16 protein-coding genes and 3 pseudogenes are annotated in these 21,790 nt (G+C 37.5%); 4 read left to right on the top strand and 15 right to left on the bottom strand.

The window, feature by feature from the left end; translation table 11 throughout:
- From OCV73_RS02850 to OCV73_RS02790, 13 genes and pseudogenes are all read right to left on the bottom strand, one after another.
- Positions 1-684, bottom strand: coding sequence for a DUF4391 domain-containing protein (locus OCV73_RS02850; protein ID WP_147548856.1), 684 nt, complete (start codon positions 682-684; stop codon positions 1-3).
- Positions 685-687: 3 nt separating this feature from the next.
- On the bottom strand, positions 688-1,635 hold the full coding sequence (locus OCV73_RS02845; RefSeq protein WP_147548854.1) for a DUF4238 domain-containing protein: 948 nt from the start codon (positions 1,633-1,635) through the stop codon (positions 688-690).
- Between the two features lie 3 nt (positions 1,636-1,638).
- Complete coding sequence (locus tag OCV73_RS02840) at positions 1,639-4,911, bottom strand: helicase-related protein (RefSeq protein ID WP_147548852.1); 3,273 nt, start codon at positions 4,909-4,911, stop codon at positions 1,639-1,641.
- An 18-nt stretch (positions 4,912-4,929) separates the two neighbouring features.
- Positions 4,930-5,184 carry a helix-turn-helix transcriptional regulator gene (locus tag OCV73_RS02835; RefSeq protein WP_147548850.1) on the bottom strand — a complete coding sequence of 85 codons (255 nt, stop codon included), beginning with the start codon at positions 5,182-5,184 and terminating at the stop codon, positions 4,930-4,932.
- Positions 5,185-5,319: 135 nt separating this feature from the next.
- Positions 5,320-6,592 (bottom strand): annotated as a pseudogene (locus tag OCV73_RS02830) (type II toxin-antitoxin system HipA family toxin).
- 3 nt (positions 6,593-6,595) lie between these two features.
- Positions 6,596-6,916 carry a helix-turn-helix domain-containing protein gene (locus tag OCV73_RS02825; protein ID WP_147548848.1) on the bottom strand — a complete coding sequence of 107 codons (321 nt, stop codon included), beginning with the start codon at positions 6,914-6,916 and terminating at the stop codon, positions 6,596-6,598.
- A 230-nt stretch (positions 6,917-7,146) separates the two neighbouring features.
- The gene (locus OCV73_RS02820; RefSeq protein WP_147548846.1) at positions 7,147-10,446 is read right to left on the bottom strand and encodes a sacsin N-terminal ATP-binding-like domain-containing protein; all 3,300 of its coding nucleotides are present in this window, start codon (positions 10,444-10,446) and stop codon (positions 7,147-7,149) included.
- A gap of 6 nt (positions 10,447-10,452) precedes the next feature.
- On the bottom strand, positions 10,453-10,938 hold the full coding sequence (locus OCV73_RS02815) for a hypothetical protein (protein WP_262512853.1): 486 nt from the start codon (positions 10,936-10,938) through the stop codon (positions 10,453-10,455).
- A gap of 9 nt (positions 10,939-10,947) precedes the next feature.
- Positions 10,948-11,157: pseudogene (locus tag OCV73_RS02810) on the bottom strand (DUF2971 domain-containing protein); the annotation flags it as partial.
- Between the two features lie 15 nt (positions 11,158-11,172).
- A complete protein-coding gene (locus OCV73_RS02805) occupies positions 11,173-11,493 on the bottom strand; it encodes a hypothetical protein (RefSeq protein WP_262512852.1) in 321 nt (106 codons plus the stop codon).
- Positions 11,472-12,446: pseudogene (locus OCV73_RS02800) on the bottom strand (type II toxin-antitoxin system HipA family toxin). Before OCV73_RS02800 ends, OCV73_RS02805 begins: the two are co-directional and overlap by 22 nt.
- A 223-nt stretch (positions 12,447-12,669) precedes the next feature.
- Positions 12,670-13,410: a DUF6946 family protein gene (locus OCV73_RS02795; RefSeq protein ID WP_147548844.1), complete on the bottom strand. Its 741-nt coding sequence runs from the start codon at positions 13,408-13,410 to the stop codon at positions 12,670-12,672.
- Positions 13,403-13,720 carry a helix-turn-helix domain-containing protein gene (locus OCV73_RS02790; RefSeq protein ID WP_147548842.1) on the bottom strand — a complete coding sequence of 106 codons (318 nt, stop codon included), beginning with the start codon at positions 13,718-13,720 and terminating at the stop codon, positions 13,403-13,405. The genes OCV73_RS02795 and OCV73_RS02790 overlap by 8 nt, the downstream gene beginning before the upstream one ends.
- An 826-nt stretch (positions 13,721-14,546) precedes the next feature.
- Here OCV73_RS02790 and OCV73_RS02785 point away from each other — a divergent pair.
- On the top strand, positions 14,547-15,116 hold the full coding sequence (locus OCV73_RS02785; RefSeq protein ID WP_262512851.1) for a DUF4476 domain-containing protein: 570 nt from the start codon (positions 14,547-14,549) through the stop codon (positions 15,114-15,116).
- Positions 15,117-15,381: 265 nt separating this feature from the next.
- Positions 15,382-18,276 (top strand): toll/interleukin-1 receptor domain-containing protein, encoded by a 2,895-nt coding sequence (locus OCV73_RS02780; protein ID WP_147548836.1) that lies wholly within the window; start codon positions 15,382-15,384, stop codon positions 18,274-18,276.
- A 751-nt stretch (positions 18,277-19,027) separates the two neighbouring features.
- Here OCV73_RS02780 and OCV73_RS02775 read toward each other — a convergent pair.
- Entirely contained in the window at positions 19,028-19,747 is a 720-nt protein-coding gene (locus OCV73_RS02775; protein WP_147548834.1) for a TIGR02757 family protein, read from the bottom strand.
- A gap of 134 nt (positions 19,748-19,881) precedes the next feature.
- Between OCV73_RS02775 and OCV73_RS02770 the strand changes: the two genes are divergently transcribed.
- Positions 19,882-20,052 (top strand): hypothetical protein, encoded by a 171-nt coding sequence (locus OCV73_RS02770; protein WP_167551194.1) that lies wholly within the window; start codon positions 19,882-19,884, stop codon positions 20,050-20,052.
- A 108-nt stretch (positions 20,053-20,160) separates the two neighbouring features.
- Here the strand turns inward: OCV73_RS02770 and OCV73_RS02765 are convergent, their stop codons facing one another.
- Positions 20,161-21,003, bottom strand: a complete 843-nt coding sequence (locus OCV73_RS02765) for an ion transporter (protein WP_147549640.1) — start codon at positions 21,001-21,003, stop codon at positions 20,161-20,163.
- A gap of 257 nt (positions 21,004-21,260) precedes the next feature.
- Between OCV73_RS02765 and OCV73_RS02760 the strand changes: the two genes are divergently transcribed.
- Positions 21,261-21,743: a YkgJ family cysteine cluster protein gene (locus OCV73_RS02760; protein ID WP_147548832.1), complete on the top strand. Its 483-nt coding sequence runs from the start codon at positions 21,261-21,263 to the stop codon at positions 21,741-21,743.
- The last annotated feature ends 47 nt before the right edge of the window (positions 21,744-21,790 follow it).

Genomic DNA, 21,790 nt, shown 5'->3' with positions numbered 1-21,790 from the left:
TTATTTGTTTTCTAATGTTTTTACTTCCTCCTCCAGCTTGGCCATCTCACGTTTCAATGTGCGGGCTTCGCTGTTAAGTTCCATTTGTTTGGCAAACTGTTTTTCATTCCGTACCCGTTTCTGCAAGGCTTCCGCTGTTCGTCGTTTACGGGCTATCTCATCTTGCAGTGCCAAAATCTGTTTCGTTTCGGCGGCATTGGTTGTGCCGAATCCAGAGATTTGACCAACAAAAATTTCGTATATGTTATCCAGTGACGAACCAATCAATTCCAACTTCACCTCTGCCAATGGCATCCATTCCGTGCGGAAGGTCTTCAAAATGTTGAATAGCGTTTTGTCCGCATCCGCCCATTCCTTGTAGTTGAGCAACAGTCGGCCACGGTTGACATATTGCAGCACAAACACCACATGGCGCGGCATCTGACGGTCGATGGCAAGGAACACATCATCCGGCGTATCTTCCACTTTGAGCGTCACCATAAACACCACTATTTCATGCACCGCCTTACCCTCGTCCACATTCATTGTAGACGGTGTCAACTTATAGAGCCATTGTATGCGTTCTACATCTTCCACAAATCGCGTTTTCAAGCGGGTATTTATCTCCAAATGCTTGTAGAAGGCTGTTTTGGGCACCAATCTGTTCACATGCGTGGAGGTGGGAAAGTTAAGTATGTTGTCCATAATCTACTTTTTAAATGGGTTCAACGATGTTGGACAGAATAAAGACATATATTTTACTACTTCAAAATTGTTTTTACAACTAAAAAGTTGTCTTTGTGCATATGAGTAACGCAATGCATTAAAGGTCCTTATTTCCTTTGGTGTAGCTGTACATAAAGATAAATCTTTCTTGTCCTTATCAGCAAAATACTCTTTATCCCAAATGGTTAAAGCCAAGTTCTTAGACAATGGATATGTTACTTCTGCACCATACTGTGCTAATCCTTGACATATTGGTCTCACATTTTTTTTATGAGCATTTACCGTAATAGGGAAATCCGATGTATAAAAATCACAATCTTTTGAAAAAGAGAACGTCCAAATATTTTTACTCAATTCAGCCGCATAGTTACCAACGAGTTCTTCGTTTAAGAAAGTGTTTTTTGCATGATAGACTGATTTATCTACTATCGAAACCTCTACATCTAATTTCGCTATATCTGGATTGTTCATTTCCTTTGAAAGACCTTCCTTGAATAATTGCATTACTTTTGGCATAAACTCATCAAATGTAGACTCATTATCGTACTTTATTGATGGTAGTCTAAACCATTGTATCACTAATAGCTTTGCAAAGCTATATTTTTGTTCGTTATTCAACGATATTATGTTATGCGAACTATTAATAGCCTCTATAGCTAAGTGGTTTATTTTCTGTAAGTATTCGGAAAACTTTGGCTCATACCAATCCGCAAAAAAGTCTTTTTCCAAAGACAGAGGAGATACCCCTTCATTTGACTCAACATATTCTTTCGATATTGTATAAAAATCATTTTTCGTACAAACATCAGTGATAGTCGAAGAGTACTCGCTTCCCTTTTTCTTATCAAAGGTCCATATATGTTTTTGGTCATCCGAAAATAATCTCAGATAGCACTGAGGGATATAATGTTGCTTCTTGTCTTTACCCATAATTCACTTCTCCTTTATAATTAAGAACGTGATTAACTCAAAGTCGTCCAAACCTTTGATTTCTCCTTGTAGGGCTGTTGTCTCACCCACAGAGAAAAGGCTCTCAATGTCTGTTTCTTCCTTAATATTTACGATGCTGTCAATAGACGTTTGAAGCAACGTGTTGTACTTGGTCATGCGGCGACCGTCTTGTGTTTCACGGTTGACCAAAGAACAGAGTGCATGGTCATAGTCCTTTTGATTCTTGCAAAGCGCACGCATGGTATCGAGCAGTTGCTTGGGATGCAGATGGTCATAAATTACCTCTCCATCGTCAGACAAATAGACCATGTAGAACGGATGCAATTGATTCTTGCGGTCGATATTGACGGCATTGTTACGGTTCTTCAGTATAAACATCACACCCGGCTTCGCCAATTCAGAACTGGCTACCACCGCATTCAATCCGAAAGGTGCATGTTCAATATCAGGATGCTCCTTGACATATTGCAAGAGGTCAAGCCGAAACTCGTTCAATCCCAAATCCATGATGTTGATGCCGGTGTCCATATCCTCGATGTCAACCACTTCGTTCTGCAATTTCTTTAGTTGCCCAAGACGATATTCCAAATCAGCTTCTTCACCCATGGAAAGCGGATTGCCGGTACCTGCTGCGGTAAGGATGGTGGCTTTCATTCGGCTTTCTACACGTCCTTTGAGTTGAATATAGTCGTCAAGTTCCATATCCGGCCAGTAGTTGACGAGCTGAATTTGCTTGTTCCGACTACCGATACGGTCGATACGCCCGAAACGCTGGATGATGCGCACAGGATTCCAATGGATGTCGTAATTGATAAGATAGTCACAATCTTGTAAGTTTTGACCCTCACTGATACAATCAGTAGCAATTAGTACATCAATCTCACCCGTAGCATTGGGAAAGAGGGCTGCACGGTCTTTTGAGAATGGTGAAAAATAGGTCAGTACATTATTGAACGAAATGGGGAACTTCGGCAACGTGCATCTGCCATCGGTAGATCCGGTGATAAGTGCCGTATCAAGTCCGCAAGTTGCCTTTATCTTCGTGGATAACTGCTCATAGAGATAATTGGCTGTGTCGGCAAATGCCGTAAATATAAGCACTTTCTTGTTTTCTCCGTTTATCGGGTTGCTGAACTTATGTTTCAAATCCTCAATAAGCATCTGTAACTTACTATCATGCTCGGGCGTAATATCCTTCAGCATCAGCAAGAGCTGGTCTAACCGTTCAAAATCGGCTTCGAGGTCACGTCGCCAACTTACATAGTCCATGTCAGCCAATGAAATCTTCGACTTCTTAGTGGCAAACGGATCGGTGTCACCTTCGGATGAATCCATATCATCAGTGAAAGAAGATACATCAATGGTTGCACCGGAATGTTTCTTGTCGTATGCGTCAATCAACTCCATTGTCTGCCAGATGTACTCATGAATACGATTAAGAGTCAGTCGAAAAGAATTGACCGAACTCTCCAGGCGTTTCAATAGGTTGGTGGCCATGAGTTTGCGCAAGCCTTTCTCACGACCGTCAATAGACAGCCCTTCACCATCGTAGTCAATGCTGTAACCACTACGGGCACAATCGAAGAGATAGAGTGAAGGGGTGTATATGGAAAGATTCAGGGCATTGAGTTGTTCGGCAATATCCTTAAAATTGATAGCATCTCCTAAGTCCGTCAAGTGCGGACGGCGGGATAAGGGTGTAAGCCGCTTAGGGAACTCGCCAATAGCTTTCGTGTCGTAATACTTGATGATATGGCTACGACTACGTGCGATAGTCACAGCATCGAGTATCTGAAAAAAGTCAAATTGAAGACCTGACAACAATCGTTCCGTAGTCCGTTCGTTTGGTTCTAGCTTAGCCCAACGGTTATAGGCAGTCTGAGCAGACTTGAATATGTCGTCAATGTTACGGTCAAGTTCGAGGGCTTCGTTGATATTCTCCACACGCCCCTCGTATGCCAGTTGTAACTGGTTCTTCAAATCACCGAATCGGTTGTTGACAGGAGTTGCTGACAACATGAGTACTTTCGTCTTTACACCCTGACGGATGACACATCGCATCAACCGCTGATAACGGTTCTCCTTGTGACGGTCTGTTTCTATGAATGTATCAAAATCAACTTCATCCTCTTCGTCCACATTACCACCATTGCGAAAATTATGACTTTCGTCAATTACAATCAAGTCATAGTTACCCCAATTCATATGTTCCAAGTCGAGACCATTGCTCAAACCACGGTCACGTGAAAGGTCGGAATGGAAGAGGATGTCATACCTTAGTCGATCGGCAGCTACGGGGTTGTTCTTGTAATTGGCACGGAAAGTCTGCCAATTGTCATTCAACTTTTTCGGGCAAAGCACAAGCACCGACTTATTACGATTTTCGTAATACTTGATTACCGCCAATGCCGTAAAGGTTTTGCCCAAGCCTACAGAATCGGCAAGAATACAGCCATTGTATTTTTCCAATTTGTTAATGATAGCCAGCGCAGCATCACGTTGGAAATTATAGAGTTTGTTCCAAATAATACTCGTTTTGAACCCCGTGCGTTCATTGGGTAACACATCTTCACTGATGTCCTCCAAAAACTCATTGAAGATATTATAAAGAGCAATAAAGTAGATATATTCCGGTGCATTTTCTTGATAAACTGTATCTATATACTCCAAGATACGTTTCGTTACATCCTCAAATTTCGCATCGTTACTCCATTGCTCATTGAAAATTTCCAAATATGCGCTTGCAGTCGGTGAAGGCAATACATTTACCACATTATACACATTGGCACCTCGTTCACAGCCCAACTGTGTGGTGGTAAACTCATTAAATGGGAGATAAACCTGTTGGGGCTCGTTATTAACGTGCATAAATCCACCCATTTGTTCTTGCGAAGCATTGGAACGAAATTGCACTTTTCTACGAATCCAGTCCGCACATTCTTTGGCAATCGCTTTTTGTGATAATTGGTTACGAAGGCGAATTTCAAAGTCTGTACCATACAAATTGCGTTCCCGGTTAAGTTTAGGGATGAAAAACTCTCGTTTCTCTTTCTTTGATTTATCTTTGATAAAAGTAGGAGACGTGAAAATGAAACGCAATTGTTCCACTTGCTCCAATTCTTCTTTCAATGCTTCGTAAGCATAGATAGAGAATGATGCCGCTGCAATAGACACACAAGAACTTTTGGATAACCGTTGTTTGAGGTCATCCACTACACGCTCACTTATGTTGTTTATTAACTTGGGTTGTTCCATCCTCGTTTTTATTAGATATTACTTTTTTGTAAATTCTTTAGGCACTCTGATATATGTAGCATCATTCTCAGTAGGCCTTAGCAATTCTCTTACATCAACTTGAAGTACCCCGGCTATCTTTAATAGCATTTCCAATGATGGTTGGGCATTATTAGTGCACCATTTCGACACTGTCGCTTGGTCTTTACCTAACTGCTCCGCCAGCCATTTATTGGTTAATTTCTTTTCTGCAAGTACTACTTTTATACGATTAATATCTTTGTTCGTCACCATATATATCCAATTTGATGTTTGTCGTTTTCAAATTTACTAAATTATTTTCACACACCACAATCTTTAGGTCTATTTCGATAATTATTTGCGTTTTTCGTCTAATAATAGATGATGACTGGTTGATTTACGTCGCGTCTATGTTCCAAATGCTAATTTGTGCCCTATCTTATACTTTTTATTCAACACCCCACCAAACACATCCATCTCTCTTTTGGAAATGCCTAACCACGTTGTCAATTCTCGCCATCCTTTCACTGCTTCAACTACTTCTGAAATAATCTTTTCAGCCGTTTTACGGTTAAGCATGTAGTCGTCACAAGCATCAAGCAAAATACCAAGGTCTGCCTTGTTGGAAGTTGATGAGATAAGCAGACTTTGATATTCATTCAGAGTGGGGTTCATATCGTATGCAGGAGAAAGCGTCCAACCTTTTGCAGTCAAAAGAAAACCATGATTGCGGAAATAGTCATCGCTATTGCCAATGCAGATATTGAAAGCTGCACGGTGATAGAGTTCCTGCAGATTCTCTTCCACATTCGTACAGTCCTGGATTATGAAATCGACTATATCCAGATAACCGTGTCCCGTAGTTGCGTTGTCGCCGTCATTGAGCCCCAATAAGGTCATGGCAGAAGCAAAGTGAATCCGTTTACCTTCTTGGGTTCTGTCAAAGCGTTGAGAAAGCAACGTGTGATATTTCTCTCCGGTAGCCAGCACTTTGGTTTTCGCTACATTTATACCGGCTTTCACGGCAAGAAGGTGGCTGAAATGCTCCCAAAGTCCGGCATCATAATCATCCTTGCGAGAAGGAAACTTGGCGATATAAAGCGTTTTATCCGTGTCTATCACACTGGCTTTAGGTCTTGCACCACCCAATGAAGAGCCCGGCTGTACAAGTTGGGCAACCCATTTCCTATCAGGAAGGACATTCCCCTCTTCGCTTTTCTCAATTTCCGTACTGGCTGCAATCAATTCTCTAATATCCGTCAGAGTTAGGATTTTCAACGACTCACTTACATTTATAAATCCTCCGTCTTTTGATTCCTTGAAACGGAAAGCACCCATCCGGGAAAAGTCATCGATACCGATCAAAAAGTCGAAAGAAGAAAGTCTCCGTACCGGTCGCTTCTCTTCCATCGCTGCAATCTGCTCACGTCGCAGCAACAGTGCTCGCCCCCAACGATCAGGCAAAACATCCGAATATATCTTTCTCCGGTTGCGTATATTGTTGTCCCGGATAATTATTCAGGTCATCGCTCAGAAACAAATCTCCGTGTTTTTTCAACCATTCATCATTGAAAGTAAAACAATAGCTGTCCGAGCCACGAAGAGATTCATAGCCTAACTCACCAACGAGTTCTGTTTCCTTGAACCAGTCAAAATCGGCATATACATATAGTGTTTTCATCGTTTATTCCTTTTTTGAGGCACGTCCCCTTGTCTTCAAACTCAAATCCTGCAAAGCTTTTCCCAACTTGTCTTCCTTTGCCAGCCACAGAATATCAGCGTCAAGTTGCAAAGCATACAACACTCGCAAGTAGATTCCGATTGCTACTGTTGGTACGCCTTTCTCTATTCGGGAAACAGTCAACGGAGAGCAAGTTGCACGTTCTGCAATCTGAGCCACACTCAGATTTCTGCGTAAGCGAGCCAATTTAATCTGCTCTCCCACAACCGACATTTTCTGCTCTAATTTTCGGGGCAACTTAGTCCCCATTGTATTCTTTGTCATTATTTTATCTATTTAAGGTGCAAAGCGACTGCGTCAATGACTTTGCTATGTCCAACATATCATATAATATGCAAAATTAATGCTTTTTATTTATTTAATGATATGTCATAGGTTAAAATGCAGCCGCATCACACAATTGTCATGCACATCCAAACTACCAATATACCAATTTTCTAGCCAAACATATTACAGTTTTATGATATAAGCAATCGTTCCAATTTTGAAAATTGTTACCTTAAGGTCTCGTTAATCTTACTCTTTAGCAATTCCATAAAGTCTCTAAACGAAATACCATTATCACCTATTACTGTTTGGGAAACAAGCACTTGATAACCTCCAGCAATATGCACTTGCTTATCTTCCTCTAATGTTGCATCCTTCAATCGGTCATTTAGTTTTCCAATATTTGGAACAAAAGTTAGATGACTTTCAATTTGTTTGAAAGGAGGATATTCATGTTTCCTAGCCTGCTCAATAAACGATGTCATATCAGCAGCACAAAGAGCATAGTGTTCTTTTTCTTGATAAGAGGTTCTGTGCTGTAGGGTACTCATCAAAACAGACTTATCAGAAGACCATCTCGACTTAACCTCTATGTAATAGACAGGAACATCGTTGATATATAACATTAAATCCTGCCCCCCTTGTTTATTATCAACTAAGGGTGCCGTCAACTTATTTTCTCCTAGAATGCCTTTAAATTCTTCCTGCAAAATTTTTTCCACAATAAAACCAAGTTCTTTTTTAAATTCAAAATCATTCTTTTCGCGTTCTTCCTTATCAAGAGCTTCCTTGCCCAATGTGACTATAAGATCAAAATTCGGATCTTTAGCAAGTTCTGCAATCTTTTGTAATTTTATCTCATCTTCTACTTTCATAATTGTAAAGATACTCTCTTGTTTCTGTGGGCTATCAATAACCGAGAGCATTAAGTATGGACGTATATTGTTTATAATGGAAAACAATCCTTTCCAAACAGGTCCATCCTCTTTATCATTAAAATGCTCAATAATTTCCAAATATTGCTTTTGATTCTTATCTTTCGCTATGGTTCTTTTGCCATCATCTCCCTTAAATGGCTTCTGGATTTCATCAGCCAATTCTTGCGATTTCAATTCGTTTAATTCAACAAAATAAGGTGCAAAAGCATTATCTACCAATTCATTTTCAATTTTATCGTCTCCATTTTTGCAAATCTCGTTATATAGTTCTTTAATCCGTGGAGGCATACCTCTTTCCTCTTTTTTTAATTGAGAAGCATACTTAAAGGTCCCAATTTGATCAGGATATACTTGATAATTTCTAAGAAAAATTTGACTATCCTTAAAATCAAACAATTCCTTTACCATTCTTAAGGTCCAATTTGCCATACTGTTTTTATCTTCCTGTAATGTAAATCCCAGCAAAGCATCATGTAATAAGGTATTATAACATTTTCGCACATCAAGAACATCCTTAGTGGCGATTTCTGTTATTTCTGAATGATAGTCATAATACTCAGAAAGTAGATTAAAACATCTTTCAGGAAACCCACCAATGCTGTTTGCTACCAGCATTTTATACAAGTCCAAAATTGCATGAACCTCATTCTGCGGAATTCGCTTTTCGGTATACTGATAAATATTTACTCTACTACCTGCGATTATAGAATTCTTCAGCACATCGTAAGAAGGAGATAGATGCTCGAAATAACTACTTAAAGTAGTATTTACCTCTATATATCCAAAGTCGATAGAAGATTCTTTTACAATATCAACAAAGCGATAATGAACGAATTTTTTTATAGATTCTGGTGTCAAAATTTTAAGAATAGTCCTTAACTGATTTCCAAAGTTAGCAGGTTTCACCAAATCTTTTTGAGTGCATAAGGTGTATTCCTCATTCGGGATTATTGGCTTATTTAAATAATCTGCATGATTATTATACTTGAAAAAATCACAGAGTTTATGCAACCAATCCAAATCCGTTTCAGTAATGACAGTTATTTGTATCATAGATACAATACTGTCCATAGATACTACATGTTTGTTTGGGGATTCATCACTTTCATACCATTCATTTGTCACTTTACTCCAAAACAACATTTCTTCCTTCTTGGGTAAAACTAAATTATGAGTTGTCTTGGATAGCAATTCGTAGACAGCATCTAATAAAGCTGCATCCTGCTCACATGCAGAACTAAGTTCATTGTTAAGTACACGAATAGACTGAACCGAACATGTCTTGTGATCTTTTGTCTCAACAAGATCTAAACTCTCGAAAAAAGAAACCCATTCTTTTTGTAAGTCACGGTAATATCGGCCAACCTCATCCGTTCCTTTTCCCATCATAAAATTAATAGGACATAACAATCTTGCATCCTTTATAGAATAATATTTGTGTGTTAAATATTTCCTAAGAGCTTCTCCCGCCTCCTTAATTATAGCTTTATTCTTTTGATCATGTTGCACCTCTGATTGAGGATTTGACCGCAACATAAGCGAATCCCTAGAATCTTGATCACATGTAAATGAAGGACTATGAAATAAGAAATTAGAACCCCATTGTTTTGATCCTAGAAGAGGCAAATAGAGGTAAAGACGAGGGATATCAGTATCAAAACTGAATACCTTTAATCCATACTTTGTTTTCTCTAAAGGTAAAATAACAGTAAATTTACTTTCCCCTGTTTTCTCTTCTAATGAAGTTTTACTTTTTAGTAGAAACAAATTTATCATCTCACTCTGTTGTCCATTTTTTGAATGAAGGATAGTGGTTTCATATACCCATAGATCTTCAAAACTATCAAATACTTCTTCTTTCTGAAAAATAAAACTTTCAATAGAGTTTTCTACCTCATCCCTAAAACTGATTGATTCTATGTGCTTGTTTAAAGCCAGCACAAATGGAACTAGTTTTGACGCATCCTCAATAGCAACTTTAGCATTTTCACGTTCTGCATCAACATTGTGCAGATATTCAAATGTTGTTTCTTTCATAGGTACATCTAACAAAGAACTTAAATCTATGCCCCATTGTTGAGTTTTAGAAATAATGTCGCCAAGATCTTTGCTAAGCATTACTCTGTCTTGGGCAGAACGTTTAATCATAAAATCTCCGCCATAGAAATCGTGGAACTTCAATCCATCAAGTAAAGACAACGAACCTGTTAAGCGAAAATTCAAACCAAACTTATGGGTAGTCAGAAAACCTGTTCCATACTGTCCAACCTGAATAATATCTTGCCTAACTTTCGAACTTGTTTGCAAGATAAGCGATTGCAATGTTCTGCGAGTAAATGGCTGTCCATTATGCTTAAATATAAAACTATCTTGCTTACGCACAAACACAATTTTAGACTTTTCTCCTTCAAGTGAAACATCACGAGCATTTTGTACAAGTTCCCATATTGGACGATCTGGTTGTATACCTGGATTTTTTTGAAGTCCTGTAAGAATATCGTTTGCATAACCTTCCCACATTGTTCTATTTAAGGTATCTTTAGCTTCTTGTTCTATCCTTTCTTGTAGAGTCAACTCTTTATCTTCCATAACACATTATTTTATTCTATAAAGTTCTCCTTTATCGTTGAGTTTAAAATTAAATTCTCTAATCGGAGGCATCCCGGATTTAGTATTAGCAAAGATTTTAAATAACGGTTCTACAGAATCAGAACTTTTTGTTGCTATATAAACATCTTTTATGAATGGCTCATTTTTTATACTTTCCAATGCCTCAATAAATTTATCTCTATACAATAGAATATCCTCTTCGCTAACACAACTATTAAGAAGTAATTTATCCACATCATAGTCAATACAATTAGCGACATATTTAGTTGCATTAACATATTTATCTTCAACTGGCATGGGTATAAACTCGTAAGTTTTATCTATTAGTTCCATTTTATAATATGACAATCCTCTGCTTTGCAAAGTATTCATTATATAATCTACTTCTCCTTCATGCATTCTATATCCAAAATAAATCCCTGTTATTGCTCTGTAATCAATATCAAACAATCCACTCCCTTCAACAATCAAACGATGTTCCTCTTCATGCTTCCATGAATATGATTTTGTTCCTAAGAATGTCTTCAGGATTCGAATAATGTCTTTCCCATGAAGTACCGTTAAATCTGCAATAGGAATGGTTCGAGAATACTTAACGTCAAAATCAAAAATAGATTGAAAATATTGATTATAATTTAACGATTCTTTGAGCCTATCAATGTCATATTCTATAGCAAAACCAGAATGTCCACCACCATAATAAGCTCATAACAATTCATTGGTCACATTGTTACTACACGAATAAATCCCTACTTTTGCAAACTTTTCAAGCAATCCTTCATATTGTCTTTTTACTTCTATTGAAAAATCTTTTAGTTCTTCAAATAAAGTTCTAATCACATCGTCATTACAAAAGCCTTCCGTTGGATCATTTAATTCTCTTTTTGTGGGAAGAAAGATTTGATTATTTGCAAGAGTGTTTATATCTCTCTCAAATATCGAATTACCATTCTTATCAAAAACGCCTATTCCTCCTCTGTATTTGTAATATTTCCTCATCGTATTCAACATTCCTTTGAAAAACATTCACTTTGGTTTAGGTGAGACAAAAACCTTCTTACACATTTTTCTATTTTTTCAAACACTTCTACAATCTCTTTCTTATCCAAACCAGCCTTTACAGCAACACTCAAAAGATCTTCTTTCACAGGTTCGATGCTATCATTAATTGACGTTGTGCGAAACTCGTTTATCCCATCACTTGGCAAAAGGTCGTATGCCGGTACGAAATGCCAGTCTCCAGCACGATAGATAAAGGCAAAATTCTTGGCGTGGTCGTCTTTGTTATCTATCAGATAATTGAATACCATCAGACGATAAACTTTCCACAATTCTACAACACTATGTATCAAGGCTGCGCCACCTGAAAGATATGCGTGTAGTCTATACTCGGTATCCGATAGTCAGCACCAATCAATCCAGCAATACTTACCACGTGCAATTTACCATTCGGTGTACGGTCAAAACGCTCTACACCAAAGTATTTGTCCTCAAATAGCCGCCAGGTATCTCTATTCCACTCTTCTTTACGAGAAGCGAATAACGGTATTCATCGACACCGATGCGTTTGGAATCTCTCTTTGAACAAAACTTCACCAGCCACTCTTTCCCTTCATAACGAGTGAAAATTTTCGGTCTGGCACCACCGGGAGTACCGCCTCTATATTGAAACTCCTTAATCCCCTCCACTGTGTAATCTTCATTATCAAGAATCTGCTCAGCTTCCAAAGCCTGTTTCTCGAAATCCGCATACTCTTGCTTCGACACGACACTTTTGTCAGGACGGAACTCCAATGCTCCACGTCCTGTCGAACCGACCAATACAAAGCGGTCAAGTAATGACAATACACATGGCTTGATTCCGTTCTGTTGCAAGTATCTATCATTAGCAATCCCCACCCATCAGGCAAGCAGTCATCAAAAACACCGAAACCACCTTCAAACGGACGAGGTTTTACGCCCCCACTGCGTAATGGCAGTTCAAACGGAGATATGGAAAATCATGCATTGAGCCACTCTACCGAATACTCAAATGCGCACAAGCCCTCTTTGGTCAGAGCCAAGCGGCCAACCTGCCGATTATCATAAATGACCTCTATCTGTTTTATGCTATTCATTTTTTCTATCCTCTTTTACGGGTAACATTTTGCTCGTTCAATACATTATTCCACTATAAATCACTTCTTATACGCAAATATATTTTCATTCTTTGATTTGAAGATTTTTATGTTCAATTTGTGAATATATGAAAACAACCTCTTTACCATTATAATTGAGGCTCCAAACATAAGGTTCTATATCAATAATTTTTTTAGCTCCTATTGCTTGCATGTAATCCTTAAAATCTGAGAAGTTTTTTTGGCTTTTTTCTTCATTATAGTCCACACCATTCCCATATCCTTTTGTTTTAAACACTAAAACAAGCATAATCGATATTTGAAAATCTTGCCCATAATCTCCTTTTTCTATTGTTGCAGCTGTTGCATGGAACAATTGATATCGCAGTTTTTTATCCTGATCTTTATAATACGGTATGAATTTCTTAAGTAATTCTTTCGCTCTGTGAGAACTTTGAGAAATAATACTATTACCTATTGTTTTACCAAAACTTTCATCCACTTTTGCTTCTACAGTTATAAAGACCCTATCCGAATTTTTCAATTCTCCAGTTAAGATCATGTCTCTCTGACTGGGCCTATTATAATCATCAAATTTAACAGATGTTTCTACATCGCAAGATAAAAGTTGTAAACCAATGAAACCACAACGACCTAATATTTCAGTTATCCTTTCAATCCCATTCCTATTAATCACGAAATCAGCTAATGAATAGGCACTTCGTCCCTCTTTCCAATGTATAGAATCATGAAACGCATGTTCCCACTCTTTGAAACTAGAAATCTCCGTATTTTTAACTTTTATCTTCCTTATAAAGCTATTCATTTTTCTCGCCTCGTTTACGTATAACACTCTGCTCATTCAACACAGTATCAATCGATTGATACTGTTTCTGCATAAAAAGAGCATCAAACTCAGATAGCGTATTCAAGGCAAATCCAATCTGGAGCAATCCTCTCAATGAAATCTCTCCCGTCTGCTCAAATCTACGATAAGAGGCAAACTCGATCCCGGCTCTTGCTGCCAATCCCTCTTGGGTTAAATCCAGTTCAAGTCTCCGAGCATTGACCCTCGCTGCAATCTGTAAAGCAACATCATTGGGATTAGAAAAATTAAAAGCTACTATATTATTCATAGTTCACATATTTACCAACCAACAAATAAAATATTATTTAATATAAAGATAAAATTTATTCTTGAACATACCGCCAAATTGAGAATTTATTTGCACCTCAAATGAAAAACAGCTTTACTTTATCTCCGTATTCATATATGCGTGCATTAAAGTAAAGCTAAAAAGGGAAGAAAAGAGATGGCTGCGCCAAAGCCGAACTATGCTTGCTGACTTTCTCTTTTGGCTGCATCCATCAACTAAAATATCTGTTAACTCATCTACGATTTTGCAGCCCCAATCGGCGAAATAATCACCGATATGCCTTATCTTTGCGAACCGGAGGTTTCGGAGCAAAAGAGAGCCATTTTCCTCTTTTTCCCTTCGCGTGAAGACAAATCAAGGTTAAAAGTGTTAAATCTTCGATTTTCGGCAAAAAAACAAGTAAATTTTCGAGGCTTCTATCTTTTAAACCATAAACCATTGAAAATCAACCAGCATAATATGCTACATCATCAATTTCAAAAAATCATCTTGGATAAAATACTCTTTTATATTTCCCAAAAACGGGAATATAAAGAAATAATAATATTAGAATCAACAACTTATATATTTCCAACGGCTTGCCAATTTAATGATTATATCTCTCGGAGTAGTGAAAATAAATATCTTATTAAATAAATCTAAAAACGAAGTAATATAAATCCGGATATTTTATCTTTGAACGAAATAAACTAAAGTATGAAAATAGAAAAAACTGTTATTCGTCACATTAATACTTATCGTATTTACCAGCAGTTGTAAAAGTTATATGTCCGGCAGCAATATTTTAATGAAAGTACAAAAGGGCATGACGCAAAAAGAAATTAAAAGCCTGTTGGGAGAGCCGAAATACCGCCGGTTCAACGAAGTGTCGGAAGAATGGGAATATCAGAAAAATCCTCTGAGTGATGAAACGACCGTCATCATAATTAATATTATAAACGATCAGGTAGTAAATATGAATTCTTTCAAAGGTGAAACGGTAGTTCATCCTCCTGTAATCTTAGCACCTACTAACGAAGCCGAATTCATTCCGCCGATCATTCAGCAACCTAATCACAGACCGAACGGCAGAAGTATATACAATGAAGATTTTCAGAAATTATATAACAACTTAAAGAAAAAGCCATTCAAAGACGACCAACTGGAACTATTGAATATAGAAGCCATGAATAATTATTTCACCTGTAAACAAGAACTGCAACTCATGTCCTTATATACTTTTGATAACGATAAATTGAAGGTACTCAATATACTTGCATCACGTTTGGTGGATAAACAAAATTATGAGATAATTACAGAGTCTTTAACTTTTTCTTCCAATAAAGATAAAGCCAAAATATTAATGGGTATTCCGAATTATAAAAACAACTATTAAAAATATTATTTCGATAAAGACAATTCAATACCACAATTTTTCCCGATTATGACAAAACACCAATACAACATGACCGGGAGAATCATTTTCTAAAGATTCCCATTTTTATTTTTCAACAGGCATAATTCTTATATTGAACGATATAAAAAAGTCTTATTTCAAAAAAATCCGACAAATAAATATAGAAGATTGTATATATAATTTTAAGACCGTATCTTAGCAAAATAGAAAAACTTATATTATTACAACCTTAGAATAGGATACCATGAAAAAAGACGTATTTGTAAGTTATTCCAGAAAAGATACTCACATACTGAAATTTCTCGAAGCAGAACTCGCCAACCGCAAGATCAATTCGTTTATAGACAAACGAAATATAAAATTAGGCAAAGATTATGCTGAAGAAATAGCAGAAGCGATAAAAGAATGTAAAATCATGCTTTTTATATGGAGTGAAAACTCCAATATATCGGAACATGCCACTTCAGAAATATCTATAGCTTTTAATCTAAAGAAACCGATCGTAGCTCTTAAAATAGGAAGATTCGAACCTTCCGGAACTTTGATATACCGCCTATCCAAGAACAATTATCTCGAAATAGATAATTTCAATCAAAATGCCATTTCAGAGATATGTGACCAGATAACTGATTTTCTGAAGGATAAAGGATTACAGCCAAAGATAAAATCTCCTGATGAAACAATCCCTCATAGCATCAATAAAGCTGAAACCTTATGCTCGGACGGACGCGAACTTATAGAGAATCAAGAGTATGAAAGAGCAGTAGAAATGCTAATCACACCGGCTATAAACGACAATGAAGAAGCCCAGGAATTGTTATGCCAGATATTTCGTGATAAACTACGATGCACGGAGTTCACCGAAACGACCTACTCCCAGTTTCTTCCCGAAGCGGAAAAAGGCAAGGCATACGCACAGTTCATTATAGCGAAAATGTATCAACAGGATTTTGAAGATAAGGAAAGCAATTCCAGCGAATCTTTCAAATGGGCAATGAGAGCAGCCGAACAACAGCTAAAATATGCAGAATTCCTGGTAGGAAGGCATTACGAACGAGGAGAAGGTGTTGAAACTAACTATAAACTGGCTCTGGACTGGTACCTGAAAGCTGCGGAAAAAGGAGATTCGTTCGCCATGGTGAATATGGCGATTATGTACGAACGTGGAAAAGGTGTCCGTAAAGACATCAATAAGGCAATAGAATGGTATCAACGAGGTACTCAATTAAACGACGGCGTATGCTGGGGAAACTTAGGTATTTTATACCTGAACGAAAACGAAAAAGAGAAAGGACTGGAATATATCCATAAAGCGATAGATGCCGGAGAATTATGGTATCTTGCCTATCTGGGAAATCTATACGAATTCGGTTGGTTCGATATCAATATAGACCGTGCCAAAGCTCTCGAATGCCTGGAGCTTGCAGCCGAAAAAGGAGAGCTTTCGGCAAAATATAGAATTTCATGTTATTACTGGCAAAATAACGAACCGGATATCGCTTTTGCCTGGGCTTACAAGGCTGCCATACTGAAAGATCCAGATTCCGAATGCCAACTTGGATATTTTTACCAGAACGGTATAGGCTGTGAAGAAAATACGACATTGGCGTGGGAATGGTTTATGAAAGCCGCAAAACATAAAAACATATATGCCATGTATCAATTAGGTTCCATGTGCGAAGACGGGATAGCTCCCGAAGGACACGATCCCAAAGAAGCTGTTCAATGGTACCGTATGGCCGCAGAACAAAAACTTTCGGAAGCACAAAAAAAAATGAGCGAACTTTATAGTGAAGGTAAATTGGTAGAAAAAGATGATACTGAACTATTACATTGGGTAAAGGTGATAGCAGAAAACGGAGATGTAGATGCACAACGAAGATTGGGAAGAATGTATTTGGATGGAGTAGGCGCGTCTTCGGAAAAACAAAAAATTCTGAATGAATCCAAAGGCATTCTATGGTATAAGAAAGCAGCCGAAGCCAACGACCTGAAAGCACAACTGGAACTGGCGGGTTTATATGAAAAAGGTATTCCGGGTATCATTTGCCGGAATCAAGATAAAGCTTTCGAATGGTATAAGCTGGCAGCCAAAAACGGCAGCGGCGAAGGACAATACAAGTCGGGAGTTTATTTATATGAAAAAGAGAACTATGATGAAGCGGAACCTTACCTGAAAGATGCCATTGAGAACGGATATATAGAAGCAAAGCAACAACTTCATTCTATTTTTAAAAACAGACAAAAACTGAACGAGACTACTCGCAAAGAAGAAGATGTTTTTCTGGCATCTAACGATGATAATGAAGATATCTATGAAAAAATTTTCCCTCTGGATTATGGTGATGAAAGAGATTCAGCCGAAATTATCGAAAACAAACTCAAAGAATTTTATGCTCCGTTAATCTCATATAAAGAATGCAGTCAAACAAGCGTATCAACCGGAGAAAACGAAGATAACGAAACTGAGCAGATGATCATTCCCGCTTATGTACTGGACATGTATAATGCCTGGGTAAGCCTCGAAAACACGATAAAAAATATCGCTCAAAATATAAATGTCAAACCTTTCGATTTCAACATTGTAGAGATAGATCAACTATTTCCTATCTATACATTGGATATCGGTAAAAAAATAAGACTTGACATTATCAACAGCTGGTTCTTCCTGAAACGATATTTCCGGTATAAGCTTTATAACACTTATTTTTACGACCACGAACAAATACTGGACATAGCAGAAAAAGAAACAGATGAAGAGCTGCAAATGGCACTCATAAATATTGTCGAAATTAACATATCCATCGAAACTATTATTCCCGAGATGTACGGACTATACCTGAGTATCGAGAAAGCCGAATACAGTCAAACGAACACAGACTACAGAGCCGTATATACAAAAATACTGGATAACAAAAACCTTCCTCACAGTTATCTTATTATCAAACAATGGATAGAAAAAATAACCAAACCTAATGAGGAGGAAATAGGCCTGCTGGAAAAATGCCGGAAAGCCTGTGAAAACATCCCTCATTTAATGATGAATGAAGGTACGGAACACCTTACATCAGTGACAGAAGACGATGAATTCGAACAACTGCTTAATGAATTTATCGACCAGAAAACAGAAAATAATTAGCATGCAAGAATATGAAAGAACATATTCACTTTGAATTTACCATTAGTAAGGACAATAAACTCATGTATTATATGCACCGGATAACGAACGGGACAAAGCTATATTATATCTCAATTATTCCAAAAAAGCAGCCGTTTTTAAACGTAATAACCAGGATAAAATAATATTACCTGATATTTCTGAAAATATATTGGAAATTTGACGGAACAACAAAAAGATATCGGTATGCGAATTATCCCGAGAAAAAGTGACTAAAACCTTTATACCTATGAAGCTGAAATTATATCTTCAAGGAGGGAAATAATGAAACGACTACACAAAAAAGGGGAATTCCGGAAAAAACTAATTTATTTCAAAATATAAACGATGAAACAGGCTCCCAATTAAAAGAGTTCAACTACAAGATAAAGTTGTTGTTAAAAAGATATTCACCCGCATTAATTCCATATTCAAAAGGCAGCTTCATACCCCTTGATAGTTTTATGATTAAAGAGGGGGATCCCGGGGAATTATATATACTTATGAAATACATAACAGGAGAACCATAAGAACCAATTATTTACTATGATAAAGGAAATCATGCCATTTCTCACACTCCCCGAAGAATTGCCTCATACTGGATTATATCCATCAGGACATTAAGGACAGGCTTTTTAAATGAGGCAAAGTAGCTATTGTTGAAACAGAAGGAGAAAATATAATAAAATCATATACTGCTCCTGTCATCGCAATGCAACCGGAATACTAATCCTTAACGGGATATACCATACCCGAACAGAGCAAAATCGCCGAGGCAAGGATCTTCAGGAAAAACATTTTTCATATATTCGGTAATCTCTATTGCCGTTTTCATATCGGCACATCTTCGGGAAGTAATCCCCAGTTCCAGCGCGACCTGATGAACATGTGTATCTAACGGGATCAATAAATCACAGGGGGAGAATCCGTTCCATATTCCCAAATCCACTTTTCCGTCCCGTCGTATCATCCAGCGGAGAAACATAGATAATCTTTTACAGGCCGAATTTCCATTTATATCGGGTATTCCGGTAACACCGGAGAAAGTATCCTGCACTTTACGGATCACACCGGAAGACAACGAAGCTTTTACCGCATTTTGTAAAGTGCCGTAATTCTGGTAACAAACAGCCAGACGCTCACATATTCCATACAAATCTTCATATTTATAAAAGCGGTAAAAACTTCTTTTATCATTTTTATACAAGTTATACTTCCTGTTACAGATAAAACTATAGGGGGAGCCGTCGAACATAGCATCCAATTCTTCTCCTTTACGAATAATGGCTCTGCGATTTCCGTATGAAATCCAAGAAGTAAGAAAAGCACTTATCTCTATATCTTCATGCTCTTTATATCGATGAGGAAATTGGACTGGATCGTCCGCGATAAATTCGGATGTATTATATTTCCGGGCCCACTGATAAAGCTGTTCTAAAGTATGGGAGTCCATATTACAAATCTTTCATTTTTCAAGAGAGATCCGTCTCTTTATTCTTGTTTTTATTCCATAAAGATACAAATATAAACGGAACTTTTTAAACCGGATATTGTTCTCACATTAAATAAACCTATAAATAATATGTTATGAGCAGACGTTCGGAACTCGAAAAAGAAATAGAACTTACACAGGAATGCCTCGATAATGCCTCTCCCGAAACGCCTCAGGAAATTGTGGAAGCCTGGCACAAGCAAATGGACAGCTTGTCTTTCGAATTAAACAACCTGTACGATGACGATGAACTGGAAGACTCATAAATTTACCTGGTCTTCCTCTTCTTTCCATCCGGCATGATTTTTTTAAAGAATCCTGCCGGATGGAATTATTTTATGAGTCCTATAAAAACTTTTATAAAAGTATTGCGGCTATTCTTCTTCCAGCAAACCTCCGCAATACTTACAATAAACAGAAGCTTCGTCATTGCCGGTACGATGACAATGCGGACATTCTTCCATCATTAGTTTATGATGTTCCCGCATAATATTAGCCGATACGATTCCAGTAGGAACCGCAATAATCGTATAGCCAATGAGCATAACACAGGCCGACAACAACTTGCCCAAAGGTGTTACTGGCGTTATATCACCATATCCCACTGTCGTCATAGTAACAATAGCCCAGTAAATACTATTGGGAATATTATTAAAGGAAGTTCCCGGTATAGTACCTTCAATCATATACATAAGCGTACCCAATGAAGTAACTAATATTAAAATAAACAAAAAGAACACAAAGATCTTAGGGGCGCTGGCTTTTAATGATCGTAACAACAAATTTCCTTCTTTCAGAAAATTGAACAATTTGAATATCCTGAATACACGTATCAGGCGAAAAGCTCTCAATATCAAGAAATAGCGTGCTCCGGAAAAGAAAAAGCTCAGATACAACGGCAATGTCGCCAGTAAATCTATAATTCCAAAAAAGCTGAATATATATTTACGGGGCTTGGGAGAGCAATATATACGGGTAAGATATTCGAACGTAAAAAAGGCTGTAAAAATATATTCCAGAATCTTGAAACCTATTCTATGTAAAGAAGATACCGATTGCAGACTTTCAAGTATCGCCACCATTACGCTCAGGAGAATAAAGACAATAAGAAAGACGTCGAATAACTTGCCTTTAGGAGTATCCGATTCAAAAATAATGACATAAAGTTTTCTCTTTAGTTCTTTATCATGAAGAAAATTATTAATACGCCTTTTCATTTCCTCCAGGAAACTTCCATCCGTTTTTTTACTTTGTTGCTCCATATCACGAATCTCTCTTTATATTTGCTTTTATTCAGGCAATTTTACATATACAACACTCTTACCTGCATTTTTATTTATGCAAGTATAACAATTTTCCCACAAACCATTCTTCTTCCTTCTTTTATTTTTCTTTATCCGCCTGTACGTAGGTACTCATCATTGTATAAGAATTATTTAATCGTATCTTTGCATCCGAATCATATCATTTAAATATGAATCTGGAAAACCTCGGAGAGAAAGCGCGCAGAACACGAACGGAAAATAAGAATTTCTTCAAATTGATCAAGAAAAACCGGTTACGCGAACTGGATGATTTTGTTCATTATCTTCACGAAGAGACTTTCAGCCATATAAACTGTCTCGAATGTGCCAACTGCTGCCGTACTTTGGGACCGCGTATCACCGATAAAGACATAGAACGCATGTCGAAAAAGCTACGTATGAAACCGCATGAGATAGTCAATTCTTATTTACGCATCGATGAAGACAACGACTATGTTTTCAAGGAAATGCCATGTCCCTTTCTGGGAAACGACAACTATTGCCATATCTACGAAGACCGTCCTAAAGCATGCCGGGAATATCCTCATACCGACCGGAAAAAATTCTACCAGATACATTCTCTGGCAATCCTCAATACAGAAACATGTCCGGCCGTATATCAAATACTGGAACGGTTAAAAAAAGAATTCTGACCATACAATTCATTTATCATACAACAAAGGCGATACTATATGAGTAT

Origin of the sequence: Barnesiella propionica, from assembly GCF_025567045.1 — a bacterium.
GTDB lineage: Bacteria > Bacteroidota > Bacteroidia > Bacteroidales > Barnesiellaceae > Barnesiella_B > Barnesiella_B propionica.
Note: the sequence above shows the minus strand (reverse complement) of the source record. Positions and strands in the feature narration are given on the sequence as shown.

Excerpts from the sequence above, each read along its gene's own strand:
- OCV73_RS02850 (WP_147548856.1), bottom strand. The coding sequence starts at position 684 with ATGGACAACATACTTAACTTTCCCACCTCCACGCATGTGAACAGATTG.
- OCV73_RS02845 (WP_147548854.1), bottom strand. The coding sequence starts at position 1,635 with ATGGGTAAAGACAAGAAGCAACATTATATCCCTCAGTGCTATCTGAGA.
- OCV73_RS02840 (WP_147548852.1), bottom strand. The coding sequence starts at position 4,911 with ATGGAACAACCCAAGTTAATAAACAACATAAGTGAGCGTGTAGTGGAT.
- OCV73_RS02835 (WP_147548850.1), bottom strand. The coding sequence starts at position 5,184 with ATGGTGACGAACAAAGATATTAATCGTATAAAAGTAGTACTTGCAGAA.
- OCV73_RS02825 (WP_147548848.1), bottom strand. The coding sequence starts at position 6,916 with ATGACAAAGAATACAATGGGGACTAAGTTGCCCCGAAAATTAGAGCAG.
- OCV73_RS02820 (WP_147548846.1), bottom strand. The coding sequence starts at position 10,446 with ATGGAAGATAAAGAGTTGACTCTACAAGAAAGGATAGAACAAGAAGCT.
- OCV73_RS02805 (WP_262512852.1), bottom strand. The coding sequence starts at position 11,493 with ATGTTTTTCAAAGGAATGTTGAATACGATGAGGAAATATTACAAATAC.
- OCV73_RS02795 (WP_147548844.1), bottom strand. The coding sequence starts at position 13,410 with ATGAATAGCTTTATAAGGAAGATAAAAGTTAAAAATACGGAGATTTCT.
- OCV73_RS02790 (WP_147548842.1), bottom strand. The coding sequence starts at position 13,720 with ATGAATAATATAGTAGCTTTTAATTTTTCTAATCCCAATGATGTTGCT.
- OCV73_RS02785 (WP_262512851.1), top strand. The coding sequence starts at position 14,547 with ATGACGCAAAAAGAAATTAAAAGCCTGTTGGGAGAGCCGAAATACCGC.
- OCV73_RS02780 (WP_147548836.1), top strand. The coding sequence starts at position 15,382 with ATGAAAAAAGACGTATTTGTAAGTTATTCCAGAAAAGATACTCACATA.
- OCV73_RS02775 (WP_147548834.1), bottom strand. The coding sequence starts at position 19,747 with ATGGACTCCCATACTTTAGAACAGCTTTATCAGTGGGCCCGGAAATAT.
- OCV73_RS02770 (WP_167551194.1), top strand. The coding sequence starts at position 19,882 with ATGAGCAGACGTTCGGAACTCGAAAAAGAAATAGAACTTACACAGGAA.
- OCV73_RS02765 (WP_147549640.1), bottom strand. The coding sequence starts at position 21,003 with ATGAAAAGGCGTATTAATAATTTTCTTCATGATAAAGAACTAAAGAGA.
- OCV73_RS02760 (WP_147548832.1), top strand. The coding sequence starts at position 21,261 with ATGAATCTGGAAAACCTCGGAGAGAAAGCGCGCAGAACACGAACGGAA.